The following is a 17,996-nucleotide window of genomic DNA, read 5'->3' as shown; positions in this document are numbered from 1 at the left end:
GTTCTGATGTCTAAAACCGATGTTGGCCTGGTTATTAATATTTTATTTCTGGATCTAATAAAATCAAATATAGTGTATTTAATACACCTTCAATATAAAATTTACATTACCAAATTTTCCCTGGACTTTAGTTTTTTTGGATCAATCTGCGCAGCTACCTGAATATCAGTCAGTTTGTTTAATCCTGTTAAAATAAAATTCAGGTCCTCTTTGTCAATGTACTGATGAATTATCATAAAAAAGTCAACTTTATTCATTTCGGGTATTAAAAAGCCTTCAGCATTGCGATTGTTGACAATGTAGTATTCAATTTCGCCCTGTTCTACAAAAAAATAATACTTTGAAAAAGCTAATGGATCTTCATCTATGTTGAAATAAACCTCATGATCTTCAATCTTTTCGAAGTCAAAATTCAGGCTGGTATTCACCTTGTGACAAAGCATATAATCCTTCAAAGAGGCTGTAATGGCAATTAAAACGAAATCAAGATCTAAGGACAGTTTTAAATAAGTTTTGTTCAAAACACAATTTTTACGGGAATTACAAAATTATAAAACTAATTTTACATTAATGTTCAAAATAAAAACATTAAAATTGGAAGAGAAATAAAAACATTTGAAATGTGTAATTATTTATTTTTCTTTGCACTGAATTATTTAACCATTAAATTATAAACATTATGTCTGATATTGCTTCAAGAGTTAAGGCTATTATCGTTGAAAAATTAGGTGTAGATGAAAACGAAGTTACACCAGAAGCTTCTTTCACTAACGACTTAGGTGCTGATTCTTTAGATACAGTAGAGCTTATTATGGAGTTCGAAAAAGAATTCAATGTAGCGATTCCTGATGATCAGGCTGAAACTATTGGTACTGTTGGTCAAGCAATTGCTTACTTAGAGAAAAACGTTAAGTAAAAAATACGGTCTCCGTATAATCCGTATAAATGGAATTAAAAAGAGTAGTAGTTACAGGGTTGGGTGCGCTCACTCCAATTGGCAACACGATCCCAGAATTCTGGGATGGTTTGCTGAATGGCGTGAGCGGCGCTGGCCCTATTACAGGTTTTGACACATCAAAGTTCAAGACGAAGTTTGCATGTGAACTTAAAAACTTCAATCCTGAAGATTTTTTGGATAAAAAAGAAGCCCGCAAGTTAGATCCATTTGTTCAATACGCTTTAGTATCTACAGATGAAGCTGTTAAGGATGGTAATTTTGATTTTTCACAATTAGATTGCAACCGTATAGGCGTTATCTGGGGATCAGGTATTGGCGGTTTTAAAACATTTCAGGACGAAATGAAGAACTTCTTTTTAGGCGATGGGACACCACGCATAAATCCGTTCTTCATCCCTAAAGTAATTATTGACATCGTTCCTGGTCATATTTCCATAAAATATGGCTTACGCGGACCGAATTTTGCCACTGTTTCTGCCTGTGCTTCATCCACTAACGCCATGATTGATGCTTACAACTATATTCGTTTGAATATGTGTGACGTGATCATTAGCGGAGGATCAGAAGCCATCATTAATGAGGCTGGAATCGGAGGGTTTAATGCAATGCACGCATTATCCACTAGAAATGATGATCCATCTACAGCTTCCAGACCATTTGACAAAGACAGAGATGGATTTGTTGCTGGTGAAGGAGCCGGAACTATCATTTTAGAAGAACTGGAACATGCCAAGAAACGCGGTGCGAAAATCTATGCGGAACTAGTTGGCGGTGGAATGAGCGCAGACGCAAACCACATTACAGCACCTCATCCTCAGGGACTTGGAGCGAGAATGGTAATGTCTAACGCTTTAAAAGATGCCGGTTTAACTACTGCGGATATTGATTACATCAATGTTCATGGTACTTCTACCCCATTAGGAGATATCTCCGAAAGCAGAGCAATTGTTGATTTATTTGGAGAGGATGCTTACAAGCTAAACATCAGCTCTACAAAATCAATGACTGGCCATTTATTAGGGGCTGCAGGTGCTGTAGAAGCAATTGCGGCAATTCTTGCTGTCCAGAATGATATAGTACCACCAACAATCAATCACTTTACTGATGATCCTGAATGTGATCCAAAATTAAACTTCACGTTCAACAAGGCACAAAAACGCACCATTCGTGCTGCACAAAGCAACACTTTTGGCTTCGGTGGTCATAATGCATCTGTGATATTCAAAAAGTACGAAGAATAATAATTAGTCTCTGTAAAAGGAGACTATTCACAAATATGATCCACTAATTTTTGTAACATTTAATGCCGTTAATCGATCTGTATAAGCTTTATTTTTCAACAGATAAGGTCTTTATAAAAAAGCTAAAAAATATCTTAGGCTTTGTTCCTGGAAATACTGTTTTATACAAAATGGCATTCAGGCACCGGTCTGTAGCAAAAGTTCTTAAGAACGGAAGCAGAAGCAGCAATGAACGTCTTGAGTTTCTTGGAGATGCGATTTTGGGTTCCGTGATTGCTGAAGTACTTTTCAAAGCTTATCCTTACAAGGAAGAAGGATTTTTAACGGAAATGCGTTCAAAAATTGTGAATCGGGCAAATTTAAACCAGCTGGCGCGGAAAATGGGTTTTGATCAGCTGATGGTATTCGATCAGAAAGCCGTCAACATTCAAACGAAACATCATTCTATGCTTGGCGATGCTTTTGAAGCTTTAGTTGGTGCCGTTTATCTGGATAAAGGATACAACTACACCAAGGATTTCTTGTTAAAAAGAATCATTAAACCGTATATTGATATCCATACACTAGAACTTACAGAAACAAATTTCAAGAGTAAATTGATTGAATGGTGCCAACGCCATGGAAAAGATATTTCTTTTGATATGATACAAAACACAGAAGGAGATAGCGCTAAGCTATTTACAATCAGCGCTGTTGTAGAGGGCGAGAGCTATGGGATTGGCCGCGATTACAATAAGAAGAATGCGGAAAAACTTGCCGCAGAAAAAGCTTGCGAGGCCCTTTCGATCTAAATTCAAGAACTTTACGGTGTTTTCTTTAAAGATTCCTTATATATTTTATAAGTATCCTTAATGTATTTGATGGCGTCATATTCTGCCCAGTTTTTTGTCTTTTCATAATCGGGTCTGTAATTGAGCATGAATTGTTCCAGATCGGCTCCTTTAAGATCCGTATGCCGCTGAATTAGTGATTCATTAAAAACACCATCTACCTGGCTTTGCTTGATCTCATTGTCATAATACTTTCCAAATCTTCTGGCATTCTTCGGTGTCCGGCCAAATAGCTCATAAAGTGCCGTTAATGGCGTGAATATATAAGATAAAACAGGCGGTTTTCCCTGGTAAAAAGAACCCTGGTTTCTAAATTCTTTTTTAACATCATTTAGATCCTGCTTCTTTGTTTGGCCAACAATTCTCACTTCCTGCAAGTTCGTACCCCTGCTCAAATAGATGGTCAGATCAGCGGAAGTAAACACACCAACTTCTCCATCCGAATAATCGGCCTTAATCACCAAAAGGCTATCCCCTACTGCAGATTTTATTTGAAAAAGTCCTAAATCGGTGGTGAATACGGTATATCCGTTGCGTTTATTGATGACCTGTGCATTTTGTATTCTGGTATTCGTTCCCCGTTCTTTTACTACCCCATTCAGTAAAAATTCCTGTTGTGAGAATGCTGATGGCATCGCAGTAAAGAATAACATGCCAAACGACAGGGTAAGGAGATGTAGAAACTTCATTTTGAATAGTTTTTTTGTAAACTTAACCAATGTTTTTCACCCAAATACGTTAAAAAAAGTTAAAATCACCATTAATGACGCTATTTTAACTATTTAAGGCCATAAAGACTGATCCTCTTTTAATAAAGAAAAAGAGAAAAAGCTTAGTCAGCAATGAGATCTCTGCGTCATTAAGTAACATAGGTTTAATCATTTTAACAATAAATTATATCTTTGCACATGATAAAATCAATGACGGGCTTTGGCCTGGCCTCTACTGATCATGAAAACATCAAGTTTGCAGTAGAGATTAAGTCTTTAAATAGTAAGTTTTTAGAACTCAACTTAAAACTTCCAAGGGCTTTCTCCGAAAAGGAGTTGTTATTACGTAATGTTTGCAGTAAAGAGATTGAGCGCGGAAAAGTAAGTGTTTCTATAAACATAGATCGTGGCGAGGAAAGTCTGAAAGGTGCAACGATCAATGCCGCGTTATTGAGTAAATATTACAAGCAACTGGAAGCCATTAATGTGGATCTGGGTGCAAATTCAAACAATCTTTTACAAGCAGTTTTGAGCTTCCCTGAGGTCATTAGTTATCAGGAAGAAGAAATCAATGAAGGTGATTGGGATATCCTGTACAACACATTCAACAAAGCTTTAGAAAGCTTTAATCAATTCCGACTTACTGAAGGAAATGTTTTAAAAGCAGATTTAGAGCTAAGAATCAAAAATATATTGCAGTTTTTTGCTCAGGTGGAAGAATTAGAGCCATTAAGAATTCCACAAATCAGGGCTAGATTAAACCAATTTTTAGAAGAAAATGTTGGTAAAATCAATGTTGATCAGAACCGTTTAGAGCAGGAATTGATCTATTACATTGATAAATTAGACATTACTGAAGAAAAAACCCGCCTGAAAAGTCACTGTGATTATTTTACACAAACTTTGAAAAGCAAAGATGCCAACGGTAAAAAATTAGGATTCATCTCCCAGGAAATTGGCAGAGAAATCAATACTATGGGTGCGAAAGCAAATGATGCACAAATACAACAGTTAGTAGTAGGGATGAAAGAAGAGCTGGAAAAAATTAAAGAACAACTATTAAACGTTTTATAAGTAAGCATGACACAGGGTAAACTCATTATATTTTCTGCCCCTTCCGGAGCAGGTAAAACCACTATCGTAAAACATCTTTTACAGAAATTTCCTTCTTTAAGCTTCTCTATTTCAGCAACTACACGCCCAGCCAGAGGAGATGAAGAACATGAAAAAGATTATTATTTCATCTCTCAGGAAAGCTTTCTCCATAAAGTTGCACACCAAGAGTTTGTAGAATTCGAGGAAGTATACAATGGCACTTTTTATGGCACATTGAGATCTGAAATAGAACGTATCTGGAGTACCGGGAAACATGTCATTTTTGACATTGACGTAGAAGGCGGATTACGCCTGAAACGTAAATATGAAAATGATGCTTTGGCTATTTTTGTGCAGCCACCATCCTTGGAGATCTTAAAAGAGCGTTTAACAGGAAGAGGTACTGATAGTCCTGAAAAACTTCAGGAACGTTTTACAAAGGCAGAAAAAGAGTTGGCTTATGCTGATAAATTTGATGTGATTTTGAAAAACTACGACCTCGAAACTGCCTGTAAAGAAGCCGAGCAGCTTGTTGGAGATTTTATCAGTACAAAATAAATGAAAACAGGGTTATTTTTTGGTTCTTTTAATCCCATCCATATCGGACACCTGATCATTGCCAATTATATGGCAGGATTTACCGGGCTGAAAGAAGTATGGCTGGTAGTTTCGCCACAAAACCCCCTAAAAAATAAAAGCGGACTAACAAATATGTACGACCGACTGGAAATGGCCAAATTAGCCACGGAAAGTGCGGATCATATTAAAGTGAGTGATATTGAATTTGGCCTCCCTCAGCCATCTTATACTATTGATACTTTAGCTTATCTGGAGGAAAAATATCCAGGAAGAGCTTTCGTATTGATTATGGGTGCAGACAATCTATCTTCCCTGAAGAAGTGGAAGAATTATGAAACTTTGCTAAAAAATTATGAGATTTTTGTCTACCCAAGACCTGGTGTAGATGTAAAAGAGTGGGAGAACCATCCTTCAATTACCATTACTGATACCCCACAAATGGACATTTCTTCTACCTTTATTCGCAAAGCGTTAAAGGATGGAAGAAATGTTCAATATTTTGTTCCGGATAATGTCCTCTCTTTTATGGACAATAAAAACATGTATCGCTAGCATATTTTTACGACAATCACATCATTTTCAATGAATTAGGCTGGCTTATACAGCAAAAATATCGTTGGTTTTTTGTGAAGATCAATACGTTCCTTTTTCCAAAAGTTAATTGACAAGGTTTTGATGTATTCTTCTTCCCCATTAATATTTGAAGCTACACATAACATGGCATGTGCAGAAGCATTTTTCAATACATCTTCAAACAAATGATTATTTCTAAAAGGAGTCTCCATAAAAATTTGCGTTTGCTTGTTTTTTGTCGACAACACCTCGATTTCTTTAATCTTCTTCGCTCTATCTATCTTATCAATAGGAAGATAACCATGGAATGTAAAGCTTTGTCCATTAAATCCTGAAGCCATTAATGCTTGCAGAATAGAACTTGGCCCAACTAGAGGAACCACCTTAATTCCTCTTCTATGTGCTTCGGCGACAATCTCTGCGCCTGGATCTGCTACACCTGGACATCCGGCTTCACTCATTAAACCTACATCTTTTCCTGCCGATAATTCTTTAAAATAAGGCGCTAAAGAAGTATTACGCTGATGTTTGCCATAATCATGAACGGTCAGTTCACTTTGTGGTATTTTCAATCCAGCTTCTTTTAAGAATTTTCTAGCGGATTTCTCATTCTCAACAATATAAGTGCTAATGGAATTAATAGTATCGCCTAGAAAAGGAGTAAAAGATTTCTGAGCAGCATTTTCTGCCAGAGGAACAGGTATTAAAAATAGAGTGCCTTTTTGCATAAGTTGTGTTTTGTTTACAAAAGAAGATAATATATTCCTGGAAAGAGCAAGACCGGAGGTTTAATGTTACAATCTGACCGTATTTTAACGATGTTAAAAAATATTTTTTGCTATTTAGCCAGGAACCCAATGCTTCTAAAACAAATAAAATCTTGCAATACACCCCAATAGAGCTAATATTATTAGGCTAGTCTTACTAATCTTAATGTAATGTTTCTCCGGCAATTTAAACTATTCATAGAAATTGGAACTCAAATTGATATATCAAAAGCGTTAGGTAAATTAAACACACAAACAAATGAAAAAGTTAATCAAATTACCGGCAATTGTGCTGGGGCTTATGCTCCTCATCACCGGTTTCACGCAAAGCGCTATGGCGCAAGATGACGATGTATCGCTCCAATCATTTTATGATGAGCTTTCTCCGTATGGTACCTGGATTCAGGATCCTCAATATGGATATGTATGGAGACCTGACGTAGACCAGCAAGATTTTAGACCTTATTATAGTAATGGACGATGGGCAATGACCGAATATGGGAATACCTGGGTATCTGATTATGACTGGGGATGGGCTCCTTTCCACTATGGAAGATGGGTATATAACCGATACAGACAGTGGATATGGATTCCAGATACAGTATGGGGTCCTGCCTGGGTAAGCTGGAGAAGCGGTGGTGGATATTATGGCTGGGCACCCTTGAGTCCGGGTCTGAACATCAATATCAACATTGGCATTCCAGATAACTGGTGGGTATTTGTCCCTCAGGCAAACATTTATTATGACCGATTTCCAAGGTATTATTCCCGTAGGAATGTGACAATTATTCATAATACTACCATTATCAATAACACTTATGTGAGAGGAAGAAGAACCTATTATACTGGTCCTAGAGTAGACGATGTAAGACGAGCAACCAGGACTGATGTACCAGTATACAGGCTAAACAGAACGGACAGATCTGGAAGATCTGAGATCAGAGGGAATGAATTGAGCATCTATAATCCAAGATCTTCGAGGGTAGAAAGAGGCACGGTTGAAGCACCAAGGAACGCCATCAAAGGGGATGCTAATTCCATCAGAGGCGACCGTACTTCTCCCGCTAATTCCTCGACGATTGGTCGTCCTTCAAGAAATGAAAATACTGCTGGAACTAGAAATCCTGCGACAGAGCGATCGGAAAGAGGAAATCGTGGAAATGCAAATGTCAATTTGCCGAGAAATAACGACCCATCTATAGAAAATTCATCAGGGAACAGACCATCCAGAGAGGGTACCAGATCTTCGGTTTATCCAAACAGGAATTCTGATGTTAATCCTGCTCAAACGGATAGAAGCAATGGTACAAGAGAAAGTCGCCAGCAAAGAACGCCGAACAATAGTCCGCAAAATTCGCCGCAAGCCGGGGTTCAACAGCAAGTTCCGCAGCCTCAAACCAGTCCTCAACGAGAGCAAAGAGGAGAAAATCCGGTAAGACAGCAACAATACACCCCTCCACAAAGAGTGGAAAGACAGGAAAGCAGGCCGATGCCTCAGCAGCAACCACAACGCCAGGCTGAACCGCAAAGGCAACCGCAGCCTCAGCCTCAAAGAATGGAAAGGCAGGAACGTCAAACTGCACCTCCTCGTTCTGAGAGCAGGGGCAGCGAAGGCAGATCTGAAGGAGGAAGAACCTCAAGAGGTGGAAGAGGATAAAATTTTTGAAAGCAAAAAAACCGGTCTTCATTGACCGGTTTTTTTTTGCCTGATCTTACTGATCCCTGGCACTATGGGAAGCAATACGATTTCTTTTATATATTATATTTATCTTTGCAGCCTTCATCAAGCACAACAGGCTTAATTCTTTATGATTCACCCAGAAATAGAAAAACGAAAAACATTCGCTATTATCAGTCACCCCGATGCTGGAAAAACTACTCTTACAGAGAAGTTCTTACTCTTTGGAGGTGCAATTAATACAGCCGGAGCGGTTAAACGTAACAAGGCAAACCAAAGCAATACTTCCGATTTTATGGAAATTGAGAAACAGCGCGGAATTTCCGTAGCGACCTCAGTAATGGGCTTTGAATATAGTGGAAAACGCATTAACATTTTAGATACGCCAGGTCACAAGGATTTCGCGGAAGATACTTACCGTACTTTATCTGCTGTAGATAGTGTTATTTTGGTGGTCGACTGTGTGAAAGGTGTGGAGGAGCAGACTGAAAAGTTAATGGCCGTTTGTAGAATGCGGAATACCCCGGTGATCATCTTTATCAATAAGATGGACAGAGAGGGGCAGGATGCTTTCGATCTATTAGACGAAATTGAGAACAAACTGAACATTAGTCTCTGTCCTTTGTCATGGCCAATCGGCCAAGGTCATACCTTCAAAGGTGTTTATAGCATCTACAATAACCACCTGAATCTTTTTGAAGCGGATAAAACCAAGATCAGTGAATCGGTGATTGGAGTGAGTGATCTAAATGACCCAAATCTGAGCAATTTCCTGAAGCCAAAAGAACTAGATGGTTTAAAAGGCGATCTTGAACTGGTAGATGGGGTCTATGGTCAGCTAGACAAAAGTCTATATACAGAAGGCTTACTAGCCCCTGTATTTTTTGGCAGCGCCATCAATAATTTCGGTATTAAAGAATTACTGGATACTTTCGTTCAGATTGCTCCAAGTCCTAGAAGCAGAGAAGCTGAAGAACGGGAAGTGAAGGTAGATGAAAAAAACTTTAGCGGTTTTGTATTTAAAATACATGCGAACTTAGATCCGAAACACCGCGATCGTATTGCCTTTTTAAGGGTTTGTTCCGGCAAATTTGAACGTAATAAATTTTATTATCATACCCGACAGGGCAAAAAATTGAAATTCTCTAACCCTATGGATTTCATGGCTAATGAGAAAAGTATTGTAGAAGAAGCATGGCCTGGTGACGTTGTTGGTTTATATGACAGCGGAAACTTTAAAATTGGGGATACCTTAACTGAAGGTGAACAATTGAAATTTAAGGGTATTCCTAGCTTCTCTCCTGAGATATTTAAGGAAGTTGAGAACAGAGACCCATTACGCACAAAACAACTGGAAAAAGGCATCCAGCAACTTACAGAAGAAGGTGTTGCTCAATTATTCATTGCACAACCGGGTAACCGTAAGATTATTGGTGCTGTTGGTGATCTTCAATTTGAGGTAATTGCTTTCCGTCTGGAACATGAGTACGGTGCAAAAGCTCATTTCCGTACTTTAAGCTATGGCCGCTCAAACTGGGTAACCTCTAAAGACAAAACAAAACTGGCAGAGTTCCTGAAAAGAAAGCAACAACATATTGGCGAGGATAAAGATGGCAATCCGGTATTCCTTGCGGATAATGATTTCATGATCAATATGACCATGCGTGATTATCCTGATATTGAATTCCACAAAACGTCGGAATTTAAATAAATTTTAAATCCTGTTTTTGTATTAAAAGAGCAGGATCGGCAAAGAAAAAGCCCGTATATAAAGTATTGAAACTTAATACGGGCTTTTCTATAATTACGTTTTCTTGATTATTTCAAGTTACTCAAAGCTGTTTTGATTCTTGGAATCATTTGTTCAATATCAGTCAGAGCGCAACCTCCAACAGAAGCACGGAACCAGTTTACCGTTTCATCCGTACCAAAGGCAGAAAAAGGAACCAATGCCACCTGAGCTTCTTTAATCAGGTAAAAATTCACATCAGCACTATTTTTTAACACCTGACCATCCGGTGTAGTTTTCCCGATATAATCGATCTTTAATGTCAGGTAAATTGCGCCCATTGGAATCACGGCATCTACGGCAAAACCTTCCGTTTTCAATTGCTGGAATCCATTGTAAAGTGCATCAAGGCTATTTTGAACCTGTTGTTTAAAGGAAGTCAGATATTGATCTACTAAATTTGCATTTTTAAAATACTTTGCAACAGCCACCTGCTCTGCTTTGGGCGCCCATGCACCCACATGACCAAGAATAGATTTCATCTTAGCGATGATCTCTTCTGGTCCGAAGGCCCATCCTACTCTAACACCAGTAGCCGACAAACATTTAGAAATGCCGTCAATATAAATCACATAATCTTTCAATTCCGGGCGTAAACTAACTGGGTTAATATGTTCTTTACCAAAGGTCAACAAGGAATAAATCTGATCATACATGATGTATAAAGGTTTTTCATCTGATGATCTGCTTTCGTTTTCTGCAATTACCGCATCACAAATTTCTTCCAATTGTTCTTTGCTGAACATTGTACCAGTTGGATTCAAGGGAGAACATAAGGCTAATAACGTAGCTCCTTTAAAGTAGGGTTTTAACTGTGCTGCTGTAGGCATAAAATTATCCTCTACCGTAGTCTCCACAGCGATTCCATTCGCAGAAGAAAGGTGACAATAGTGGTTATTATTCCATGATGGTGCCGGATAAATCACCTTATCTCCCGGGTCAATCAGCGCCAGATAGGTCGCATAAATTAAAGGGCGTGATCCACCTGCTATAAGAATGTCCTGAGTACTGTAGCTAAGGTCATATCTTTCTTTTAAAACACCTACCACCGTTTCCCGCAAAGGCAAAATGCCATCTGCCGGAGGGTAATTGGTTTGATTATGGTGATAAGCATCAATAATTTCATCTTTCAGTTCAGAAGGAATTGGGAAAATAGAAGGATCGAAATCACCGATAGTCAGGTTTGCAATTTCTGCTCCCTTTCGCTTCATATCATTTACTTCGTTTCCAATTTTAATAATTTCTGAACCGATAAGCGTGTTAGCTAATACTGATACTTTCATTGCATTTTATTTATATATGAATAATTAAGCCAGCAATTTTTCAATTGCGGCAGTCGTTTTCTCAAATTTGAACTGGGAGAGCACCTCATTCATCATGTCTTTAATTTCAGGATTGCAAAGGTTTCCGATGCTCCCTTCATGAGTATGATTTAATTGCGTAGAAGGTGAGAATGTTCCTTTTTCAATTGATTCTCCTACAATTTTATAAGCCTCTCTAAAAGGAACTCCTTTTAAAGCCAGTTCGTTTACTACTTCAACGCTGAATAAGTAAGCATATTTTTTATCCGTAAGGATATCATCTTTAATGCGGATGTGTTGCAGCATATAGGTGGTCATTTCCAGACATTCATTTAAAGAAGTGATGGCTGGGAAAAGATTTTCCTTTAATAACTGAAGATCGCGGTGATAACCAGAAGGTAAATTCGTGGTCATTAATGCAATCTCATTTGGCAAGGCCTGAATTTTATTACATCTGGAGCGAATCAATTCAAAAACATCCGGATTCTTCTTATGTGGCATGATGCTGGACCCAGTTGTCAGTTCATCAGGGAAACTGATAAATCCAAAGTTCTGATTGATAAACAAACAAACATCCATCGCCATTTTTGCAAGAGAAGCCGCCAGAGAGGACATTGCCTGTGCAAGTACACGTTCTGTCTTCCCTCTGCCCATTTGTGCATACACCACATTATAGTTCAGTTTTTCGAAGCCCAATAATTCGGTAGTCATTGTTCTATTTAGAGGAAAAGAAGAACCATAGCCTGCTGCAGAACCTAAAGGGTTTTTGTTACAAATTTTATAAGCAGCCAGCATCATTTCCATATCATCCACCAGACTTTCGGCATAGGCGCCAAACCAAAGACCAAAAGAAGAAGGCATTGCGATCTGTAAATGCGTATACCCCGGAAGTAATTTATCCTTATGAGTATTACTCAGTTCTATCAGTTGTTCAAAAAGCGAATTGGTGTTGCCCACCATTTCTTCGATACAGTTTCTGAAATAAAGCTTTAAATCTACCAGAACCTGATCGTTACGGGACCGGCCACTATGAATTTTCTTTCCTGCTTCGCCGATGCGTTGGGTTAGCAACCATTCTACCTGCGAGTGTACATCTTCTACCGTATCTTCGATAGTGAATTTCCCGGCAGCGATATCTGCGTAAATATGTTTCAGTTCTGTTTGTATTTCTACCAATTCAGACGCAGTTAACAGTCCGATACTTTCCAGCATTTCTACATGAGCCAGGGAGCCCAGTACATCAAAAGCCGCCATTTGTAAATCCAGTTCCCTGTCTTTACCTACAGTAAAAGTTTCAATATCCTTATTTACGTCTATGTTTTTTTGCCAAATCTTCATTTATCAATCTATAGTTTAGGTTCTTTAAAGGCTAAAGGTATTTTGCAAAAATACAATAATTACGCTATAAAGGAGGATAAACCGGATGGGCTAATCCTACTGTTTTCCTGTACAATATTCTTGTCACATTAGAATTTTGTTAAACTAAAACAATAATTTAGAGGAAACCTTCAATCATAATGAACAGAATCAAATATTCGCTCTTAATGTTGACTCTAGCCTTCGCTACCAGCGTTATGGGACAACAGAAACCAGCATTGAGCTGGAAAGATGTTTCCAAATGGAATTTCATCAGAAGTAATACTTATAGCCTTTCGCCGAACGGACAATGGTTATCCTGGGCGAAAGGGCCTACGGAAGGAGATCTTCAAACGGTCATCCGGAAAGTTTCTGATACCCTCAACTTCAGTTACCCTATCGGGGCATCAGCTTCCTCGGTAGTTTATTCAAAAGACGCAAAATATGCTGCTTTTAAGGTTTCTGCGAAAGAAGCAGAAGTTAAAGCGGCAAAGAAAACCATGAAACCTCTTTATGATCAATTGGTATTGCTTTCCTTACCAGGGAACCAAAAGACCACTTTTGAAAAAGTAAAGACTTTCGGTTTTTCTGCAGATAATCCGGAATGGATGGCTATTCATTTTATGCCAGCAGAAAATGCATCAAAAGAAAAGGACGCAGCAAAAGGAACTGACCTGTTGCTATATCAGTTAAATACAAAGAAGAATTTCAATCTGGGCAATGTATCTGAATATTCCTTTAATAAAGCGGGAACGCTTTTGGCCTACATTATTGATGCAAATGGGCAAAATGGGAATGGAATTTTTATCAGAGACATGAAAACCGGTCTCATTACTGCTTTAGAGAACGACAAAGCAAATTACAAGAGCATTAATTGGAATGAAAATGGAGATGCATTTGCCTTATTGAAGTCCAATAAGAATGAAAAATACAAAGAAGATATTTTTACCGTTATTGGATTTAATAAAATCGCTGGGGAGCTCAGCAATAAAGTATCATTCAGTGGCCTAAGCAGTAAAGATTTCCCTAAAAACATGGGGATTAGTGGAAATGGCATTCCTTATTGGTCAGAAGATCAATCCAGCATATTCTTTGGTGTCATCAATCAGGAAAAGAAAGCGGATAGCACTGGAAAAGATAAATCTGCCCATACCGGAGTTAAATCAAATACAAGCGGAAAAGCGATTGATTCCGACAAAAATAAGGCAGATAGTACTGTAAAAACTAAACCAGAGGGCAAAGCACCTGCAAAAGCTGACATTGAAAAACCAGATATGATCATTTGGAACTGGCAGGACAAGCGTCTTCAATCTGCTCAGCAAACACAGGAAAGCAGAGATAAAAACTATAGTTTTTTAAGTGTTTATCGAGTATCAGATCAAAAAATTTCTCAACTGGCAGATAGTACCTTAAAAACCGTAATCATTGGACCAAAGAATCTATATGCGATTGGTTACGACGATTCCAATTATGAATTAATGGGCAATCTGGACGGCCAGGGTTATACCGATGTCTATGTCATCGATTTAAAAACAGGGAATAAAAAACGGGTGTTTGAAAAATTTTATACAGAAGGCAGGGGTTTATGGAGCATGGCACCAAATGGCAAATGGGCAAGTTTCAGTAAGGATGGTGCCTTTTACAGCATCAACCTGGAGAGTGGAACGCAATTTAACCTCACTCAAAACATCAAAGCTTCGTTCGTTGATGAATTAGACGACCACAATGTGCTTAAACCATCCACTTCAAATTTCGGTTGGTCAGCAGATTCAAAATATGTTTTGGTCAAAGACAACTACGACCTTTGGAGGATCTCTGCGGATGGGAAAACGGCTGTTTCTCTTACTGACGACTGGAAAAGCAAAAAACAAACCCTGTTGGGAAAAGCGCTTTACTATCCAAAAGAGAAAGGAACAGACCTAAGCAAAGATCAATACTTCTTAATTTTCAATAACCAGAACAAAAATTCAGGAATAGGAATTTTAGAAGCAGGAAAAACCAGTATCAAGCCTCTTTTTGTAGATGGCCATATATATGGAGGCTTGTCTAAAGCTGTTGACGGGAATGTTTTCATTTATACCAAACAGGATAATGAAAAATCACCGGAAGTATATGCAACGAACTCAGCAAACCTTGCCAACGCGAAGCAAATCACTAAAAATACGCCAGATCAAGATAAATATGCCTGGTCGCCAAGCGTAAAACTGATCAATTATGTTAGTGCAAATGGAGATACCCTACAGGCCACATTATACCTTCCGGCGAATTATCAGGAAGGAAAGAGTTATCCAACCATTACTTACATTTATGAACGCCTAACTGATCAGATGAATACCTATGCCATGCCAGCATTTCCTGGTGGTGGATTCAATAGAGCGATGTATACCAGTAATGGCTACGCGGTTTTGATGCCTGATATCAAATATAAACTAAACGATCCGGGAATGTCAGCTGTGGCCTGTGTTGTTCCAGCGGTAAAAGCTGCGATTGCGACCGGCATTGTTGACGAGAAAAACGTGGCCATCCATGGACACTCCTGGGGAGGATATCAAACCTCCTTCTTAATTACTCAAACCAATATTTTCAAAGCAGCAGCGGCAGGAGCTCCTCTCACCAATATGATCAGTATGTACAGTCTGATTTACTGGAATAGCGGAGGTACCAACCAGGCGATTTTTGAAGCAAGTCAGGGAAGATTAACTCCTGGATACTGGGACAATTGGGATGCCTTTACCCGCAACTCTCCAATCTATCACATCAAGAAAGTGCAAACACCGCTACTGTTACTGCATAATGATAAAGACGGTGCTGTAGACTATACGCAAGGAATTGAGTATTATAATGGGCTTAGAAGATTGAACAAGCCTGTAGTCATGATCACCTATCGTGGAGAAAACCATGGGATTGCCAAATTACCAAACCGAAAAGATTATGCGGTTCGAATGATGGAGTATTTCGATTATATGTTAAAAGGCAAGTCGGCACCAGACTGGTGGGCAAAAGGGATCAACCGTTCAGATATGGAAAAACACCTGGAATCGAGGGCCTTTGAGCGTAGGGAAGAACAATAAAAGAAAAAATTCCATAAAGACAACCAAAGCCATCAAATAGACATGGAAATGCCCCAAAAGGTTAAACACTTTTTGGGGCATTTTTTATAAATAGAAAACAGAAGACCTGTATCTACACCAGATACAGATTTTGTTATTTTCCGTTAATTACTGACTTTAACATCTCGATATACAACTTTATCCCCTCTTCTACTTCATTCACGAACACATACTCATCTGCCATATGAGAGCGGGCAGAGTCACCAGGTCCAACTTTAACAGATGGGATACTCAACAATGCCTGATCAGAAGTTGTTGGAGAACCATAAGTTGTTCTACCCAAGGCAACACCAGCACGCACAATAGGATGTTCTTTATCAATTGAAGAAGGCTTCAGGCGCACCGATCTAGGTGTTACGGTACAATCCACATTCGTTCTGATAATTTTCAAAACCTCTTCATTTGCATACGCATCTGTTACGCGTACGTCTACAGTAAAAGTACAGGTTGCCGGAACCACATTATGCTGAGAACCTGCATTGATGATGGTCACCGACATTTTCAAAGGGCCAAACATTTCTGATACTTTAGAAAAACGATAACTGCGGAACCATTCTATATCCTTCAAAGCCTTATAAATGGCATTATCCCCCTCTTCCCTGGCAGCATGACCTGCTTTTCCTGTAGAAACGCAATCGAGTACCAGCAAACCACGCTCCGCAATGGCTAAATTCATTAAAGTAGGCTCTCCTACGATCGCAAATTCAAGTTCTCCCAAATCTGGAAGTATATATTCCAAGCCATTAACACCCGAGATTTCTTCCTCTGCTGTAGCAGCCAGGCATATGTTGTAACTCAATCCTTCCTGATCGTAGAAGTAAAGGAAGGTCGCTATAAGCGAAACCAGGCATCCTCCTGCATCATTGCTACCTAAACCATATAATTTGCCATCTTCAACATTTGGAGCGAAAGGATCGCGTGTATAGCCTGTATTTGGCTTCACTGTATCATGATGTGAATTTAAAAGCATTGTTGGCTTTTTCGAATCGAAATTCTTGTTATAAGCCCATACATTATTCAATTTACGCTGTGTCTTAACCTCGCGCTGCTGCAAAAACTGTTCAATTAAATTGGCCGTCTGCTCTTCTTCTTTAGAAAATGAAGAGATACTAATCAATTGTTTCAACAGTTCTAAACTATCTTTTTGCAGTTGTTCTATCATATTTTTATTCTTTGGTGTATAAAGCGCCGGCTTTCTGTGCCGACAACTTGATGCCTTTAATCAAAGAGGAGCTAAAGCCGTTGTGCTCCATCTCATTTAATCCGGCAATGGTACAGCCTTTCGGCGAAGTTACTTTATCTATTTCCTGTTCCGGGTGCGACTGCATCTGTAGTAGCAAGTCGGCGGCTCCTTTAGCCGTTTGAACCGCCATTTTTAGCGCTTCATCTGCATGGAAGCCAATCTCCACCCCTCCTTGCGAAGCTGCTCTAATCCCTCTTAAGAAAAAAGCAATACCACAGGCACACAGCGCTGTAGCGGCTGTCATTAGGTCTTCATTTATTTTCACAACTGCCCCCACAGTTTCAAACATCCGGGTCACCTCTTCCATATGCACTGAGGAAGCCTGATCGGTGGCGATGCAGGTCATGGACTGCCCAATGGCGATGGCCGTATTTGGCATTGCCCGAACCACCTGTGCTTCTGTGCCCAATTTGCTCCTGATATCCGCACAACTTACGCCAGAGGCTACCGATATAAACAGATGTTTTTTCAGATCAATCGCAGGGCGAATCTGATCCATTAACTGGTTTAACTGTTGGGGCAACACCGCAAGGACAATAACATCTGCGGTCGCAACAACTGCAGCATTATCAGCACTAACCATATAGCCTTGTGCTACAAAGGGCGCAAGATGGTCAACATTTCTTCTGGTTAAACTAATCTGACCGGGTGCTGCATAATTTGCTTTAACTAATCCCCTGGCCAAAGAAATGCCGATATTTCCGCTACCTAAAATCGCGATATTGCCCTTAAACTGTTTCATCTTTTTATTTTTGTTTGGTTGATT

16 protein-coding genes are annotated in these 17,996 nt (G+C 39.1%); 9 read left to right on the top strand and 7 right to left on the bottom strand.

Annotated elements, in window-relative coordinates; translation table 11 throughout:
* Positions 1-101 precede the first annotated feature (101 nt).
* Positions 102-521, bottom strand: coding sequence for an IPExxxVDY family protein (locus R2Q94_RS01325; RefSeq protein ID WP_316819630.1), 420 nt, complete (start codon positions 519-521; stop codon positions 102-104).
* A 158-nt stretch (positions 522-679) separates the two neighbouring features.
* On the opposite strand from R2Q94_RS01325, the gene R2Q94_RS01320 reads away from it, so the two are divergent.
* The 3 genes from R2Q94_RS01320 (at position 680) to rnc (ending at position 2,990) form a co-directional block, all read left to right on the top strand.
* Positions 680-916: an acyl carrier protein gene (locus R2Q94_RS01320; protein WP_008241990.1), complete on the top strand. Its 237-nt coding sequence runs from the start codon at positions 680-682 to the stop codon at positions 914-916.
* A gap of 29 nt (positions 917-945) precedes the next feature.
* A complete protein-coding gene (gene fabF / locus R2Q94_RS01315) occupies positions 946-2,199 on the top strand; it encodes a beta-ketoacyl-ACP synthase II (RefSeq protein ID WP_316819629.1) in 1,254 nt (417 codons plus the stop codon).
* 62 nt (positions 2,200-2,261) lie between these two features.
* Entirely contained in the window at positions 2,262-2,990 is a 729-nt protein-coding gene (rnc, locus tag R2Q94_RS01310) for a ribonuclease III (RefSeq protein ID WP_316819628.1), read from the top strand.
* An 11-nt stretch (positions 2,991-3,001) separates the two neighbouring features.
* Here the strand turns inward: rnc and R2Q94_RS01305 are convergent, their stop codons facing one another.
* Complete coding sequence (locus R2Q94_RS01305; RefSeq protein WP_316819627.1) at positions 3,002-3,718, bottom strand: hypothetical protein; 717 nt, start codon at positions 3,716-3,718, stop codon at positions 3,002-3,004.
* Between the two features lie 231 nt (positions 3,719-3,949).
* Here R2Q94_RS01305 and R2Q94_RS01300 point away from each other — a divergent pair, with 231 nt between their 5' ends.
* From R2Q94_RS01300 to nadD, 3 genes are read left to right on the top strand one after another with little or no spacing between them, the layout of a single operon-like run.
* On the top strand, positions 3,950-4,813 hold the full coding sequence (locus R2Q94_RS01300) for a YicC/YloC family endoribonuclease (protein ID WP_316819969.1): 864 nt from the start codon (positions 3,950-3,952) through the stop codon (positions 4,811-4,813).
* A 6-nt stretch (positions 4,814-4,819) separates the two neighbouring features.
* On the top strand, positions 4,820-5,392 hold the full coding sequence (gene gmk / locus R2Q94_RS01295) for a guanylate kinase (RefSeq protein WP_316819626.1): 573 nt from the start codon (positions 4,820-4,822) through the stop codon (positions 5,390-5,392).
* Positions 5,393-5,965: a nicotinate (nicotinamide) nucleotide adenylyltransferase gene (gene nadD, locus R2Q94_RS01290; RefSeq protein WP_316819625.1), complete on the top strand. Its 573-nt coding sequence runs from the start codon at positions 5,393-5,395 to the stop codon at positions 5,963-5,965. It abuts the gene before it with no gap.
* A 35-nt stretch (positions 5,966-6,000) separates the two neighbouring features.
* On the opposite strand, the gene R2Q94_RS01285 is transcribed toward nadD, so the two are convergent.
* Positions 6,001-6,714 carry an SAM-dependent methyltransferase gene (locus R2Q94_RS01285; RefSeq protein ID WP_316819624.1) on the bottom strand — a complete coding sequence of 238 codons (714 nt, stop codon included), beginning with the start codon at positions 6,712-6,714 and terminating at the stop codon, positions 6,001-6,003.
* 298 nt (positions 6,715-7,012) lie between these two features.
* Here R2Q94_RS01285 and R2Q94_RS01280 point away from each other — a divergent pair, with 298 nt between their 5' ends.
* A complete protein-coding gene (locus R2Q94_RS01280; protein ID WP_316819623.1) occupies positions 7,013-8,410 on the top strand; it encodes a DUF6600 domain-containing protein in 1,398 nt (465 codons plus the stop codon).
* A 151-nt stretch (positions 8,411-8,561) separates the two neighbouring features.
* Positions 8,562-10,142, top strand: a complete 1,581-nt coding sequence (locus tag R2Q94_RS01275; RefSeq protein WP_316819622.1) for a peptide chain release factor 3 — start codon at positions 8,562-8,564, stop codon at positions 10,140-10,142.
* A 107-nt stretch (positions 10,143-10,249) separates the two neighbouring features.
* Here R2Q94_RS01275 and R2Q94_RS01270 read toward each other — a convergent pair whose 3' ends face one another.
* Both R2Q94_RS01270 and argH read right to left on the bottom strand, forming a co-directional pair.
* Positions 10,250-11,503: a pyridoxal phosphate-dependent aminotransferase gene (locus tag R2Q94_RS01270; protein WP_316819621.1), complete on the bottom strand. Its 1,254-nt coding sequence runs from the start codon at positions 11,501-11,503 to the stop codon at positions 10,250-10,252.
* Between the two features lie 24 nt (positions 11,504-11,527).
* Positions 11,528-12,859: an argininosuccinate lyase gene (gene argH, locus R2Q94_RS01265; RefSeq protein ID WP_316819620.1), complete on the bottom strand. Its 1,332-nt coding sequence runs from the start codon at positions 12,857-12,859 to the stop codon at positions 11,528-11,530.
* 179 nt (positions 12,860-13,038) lie between these two features.
* On the opposite strand from argH, the gene R2Q94_RS01260 reads away from it, so the two are divergent.
* A complete protein-coding gene (locus tag R2Q94_RS01260; RefSeq protein ID WP_316819619.1) occupies positions 13,039-15,948 on the top strand; it encodes a S9 family peptidase in 2,910 nt (969 codons plus the stop codon).
* Between the two features lie 133 nt (positions 15,949-16,081).
* Here R2Q94_RS01260 and R2Q94_RS01255 read toward each other — a convergent pair whose 3' ends face one another.
* Both R2Q94_RS01255 and proC read right to left on the bottom strand, forming a co-directional pair.
* A complete protein-coding gene (locus R2Q94_RS01255) occupies positions 16,082-17,149 on the bottom strand; it encodes a M20 family metallo-hydrolase (RefSeq protein WP_316819618.1) in 1,068 nt (355 codons plus the stop codon).
* A gap of 4 nt (positions 17,150-17,153) precedes the next feature.
* A complete protein-coding gene (gene proC, locus R2Q94_RS01250) occupies positions 17,154-17,972 on the bottom strand; it encodes a pyrroline-5-carboxylate reductase (RefSeq protein ID WP_316819617.1) in 819 nt (272 codons plus the stop codon).
* Positions 17,973-17,996: the final 24 nt, after the last annotated feature.

The organism is Pedobacter gandavensis (assembly GCF_032678465.1).
Lineage (GTDB): Bacteria > Bacteroidota > Bacteroidia > Sphingobacteriales > Sphingobacteriaceae > Pedobacter > Pedobacter gandavensis_B.
The sequence above is the reverse complement of the archived record's forward strand: the minus strand, read 5'-3'. Positions and strand labels throughout refer to the sequence as shown.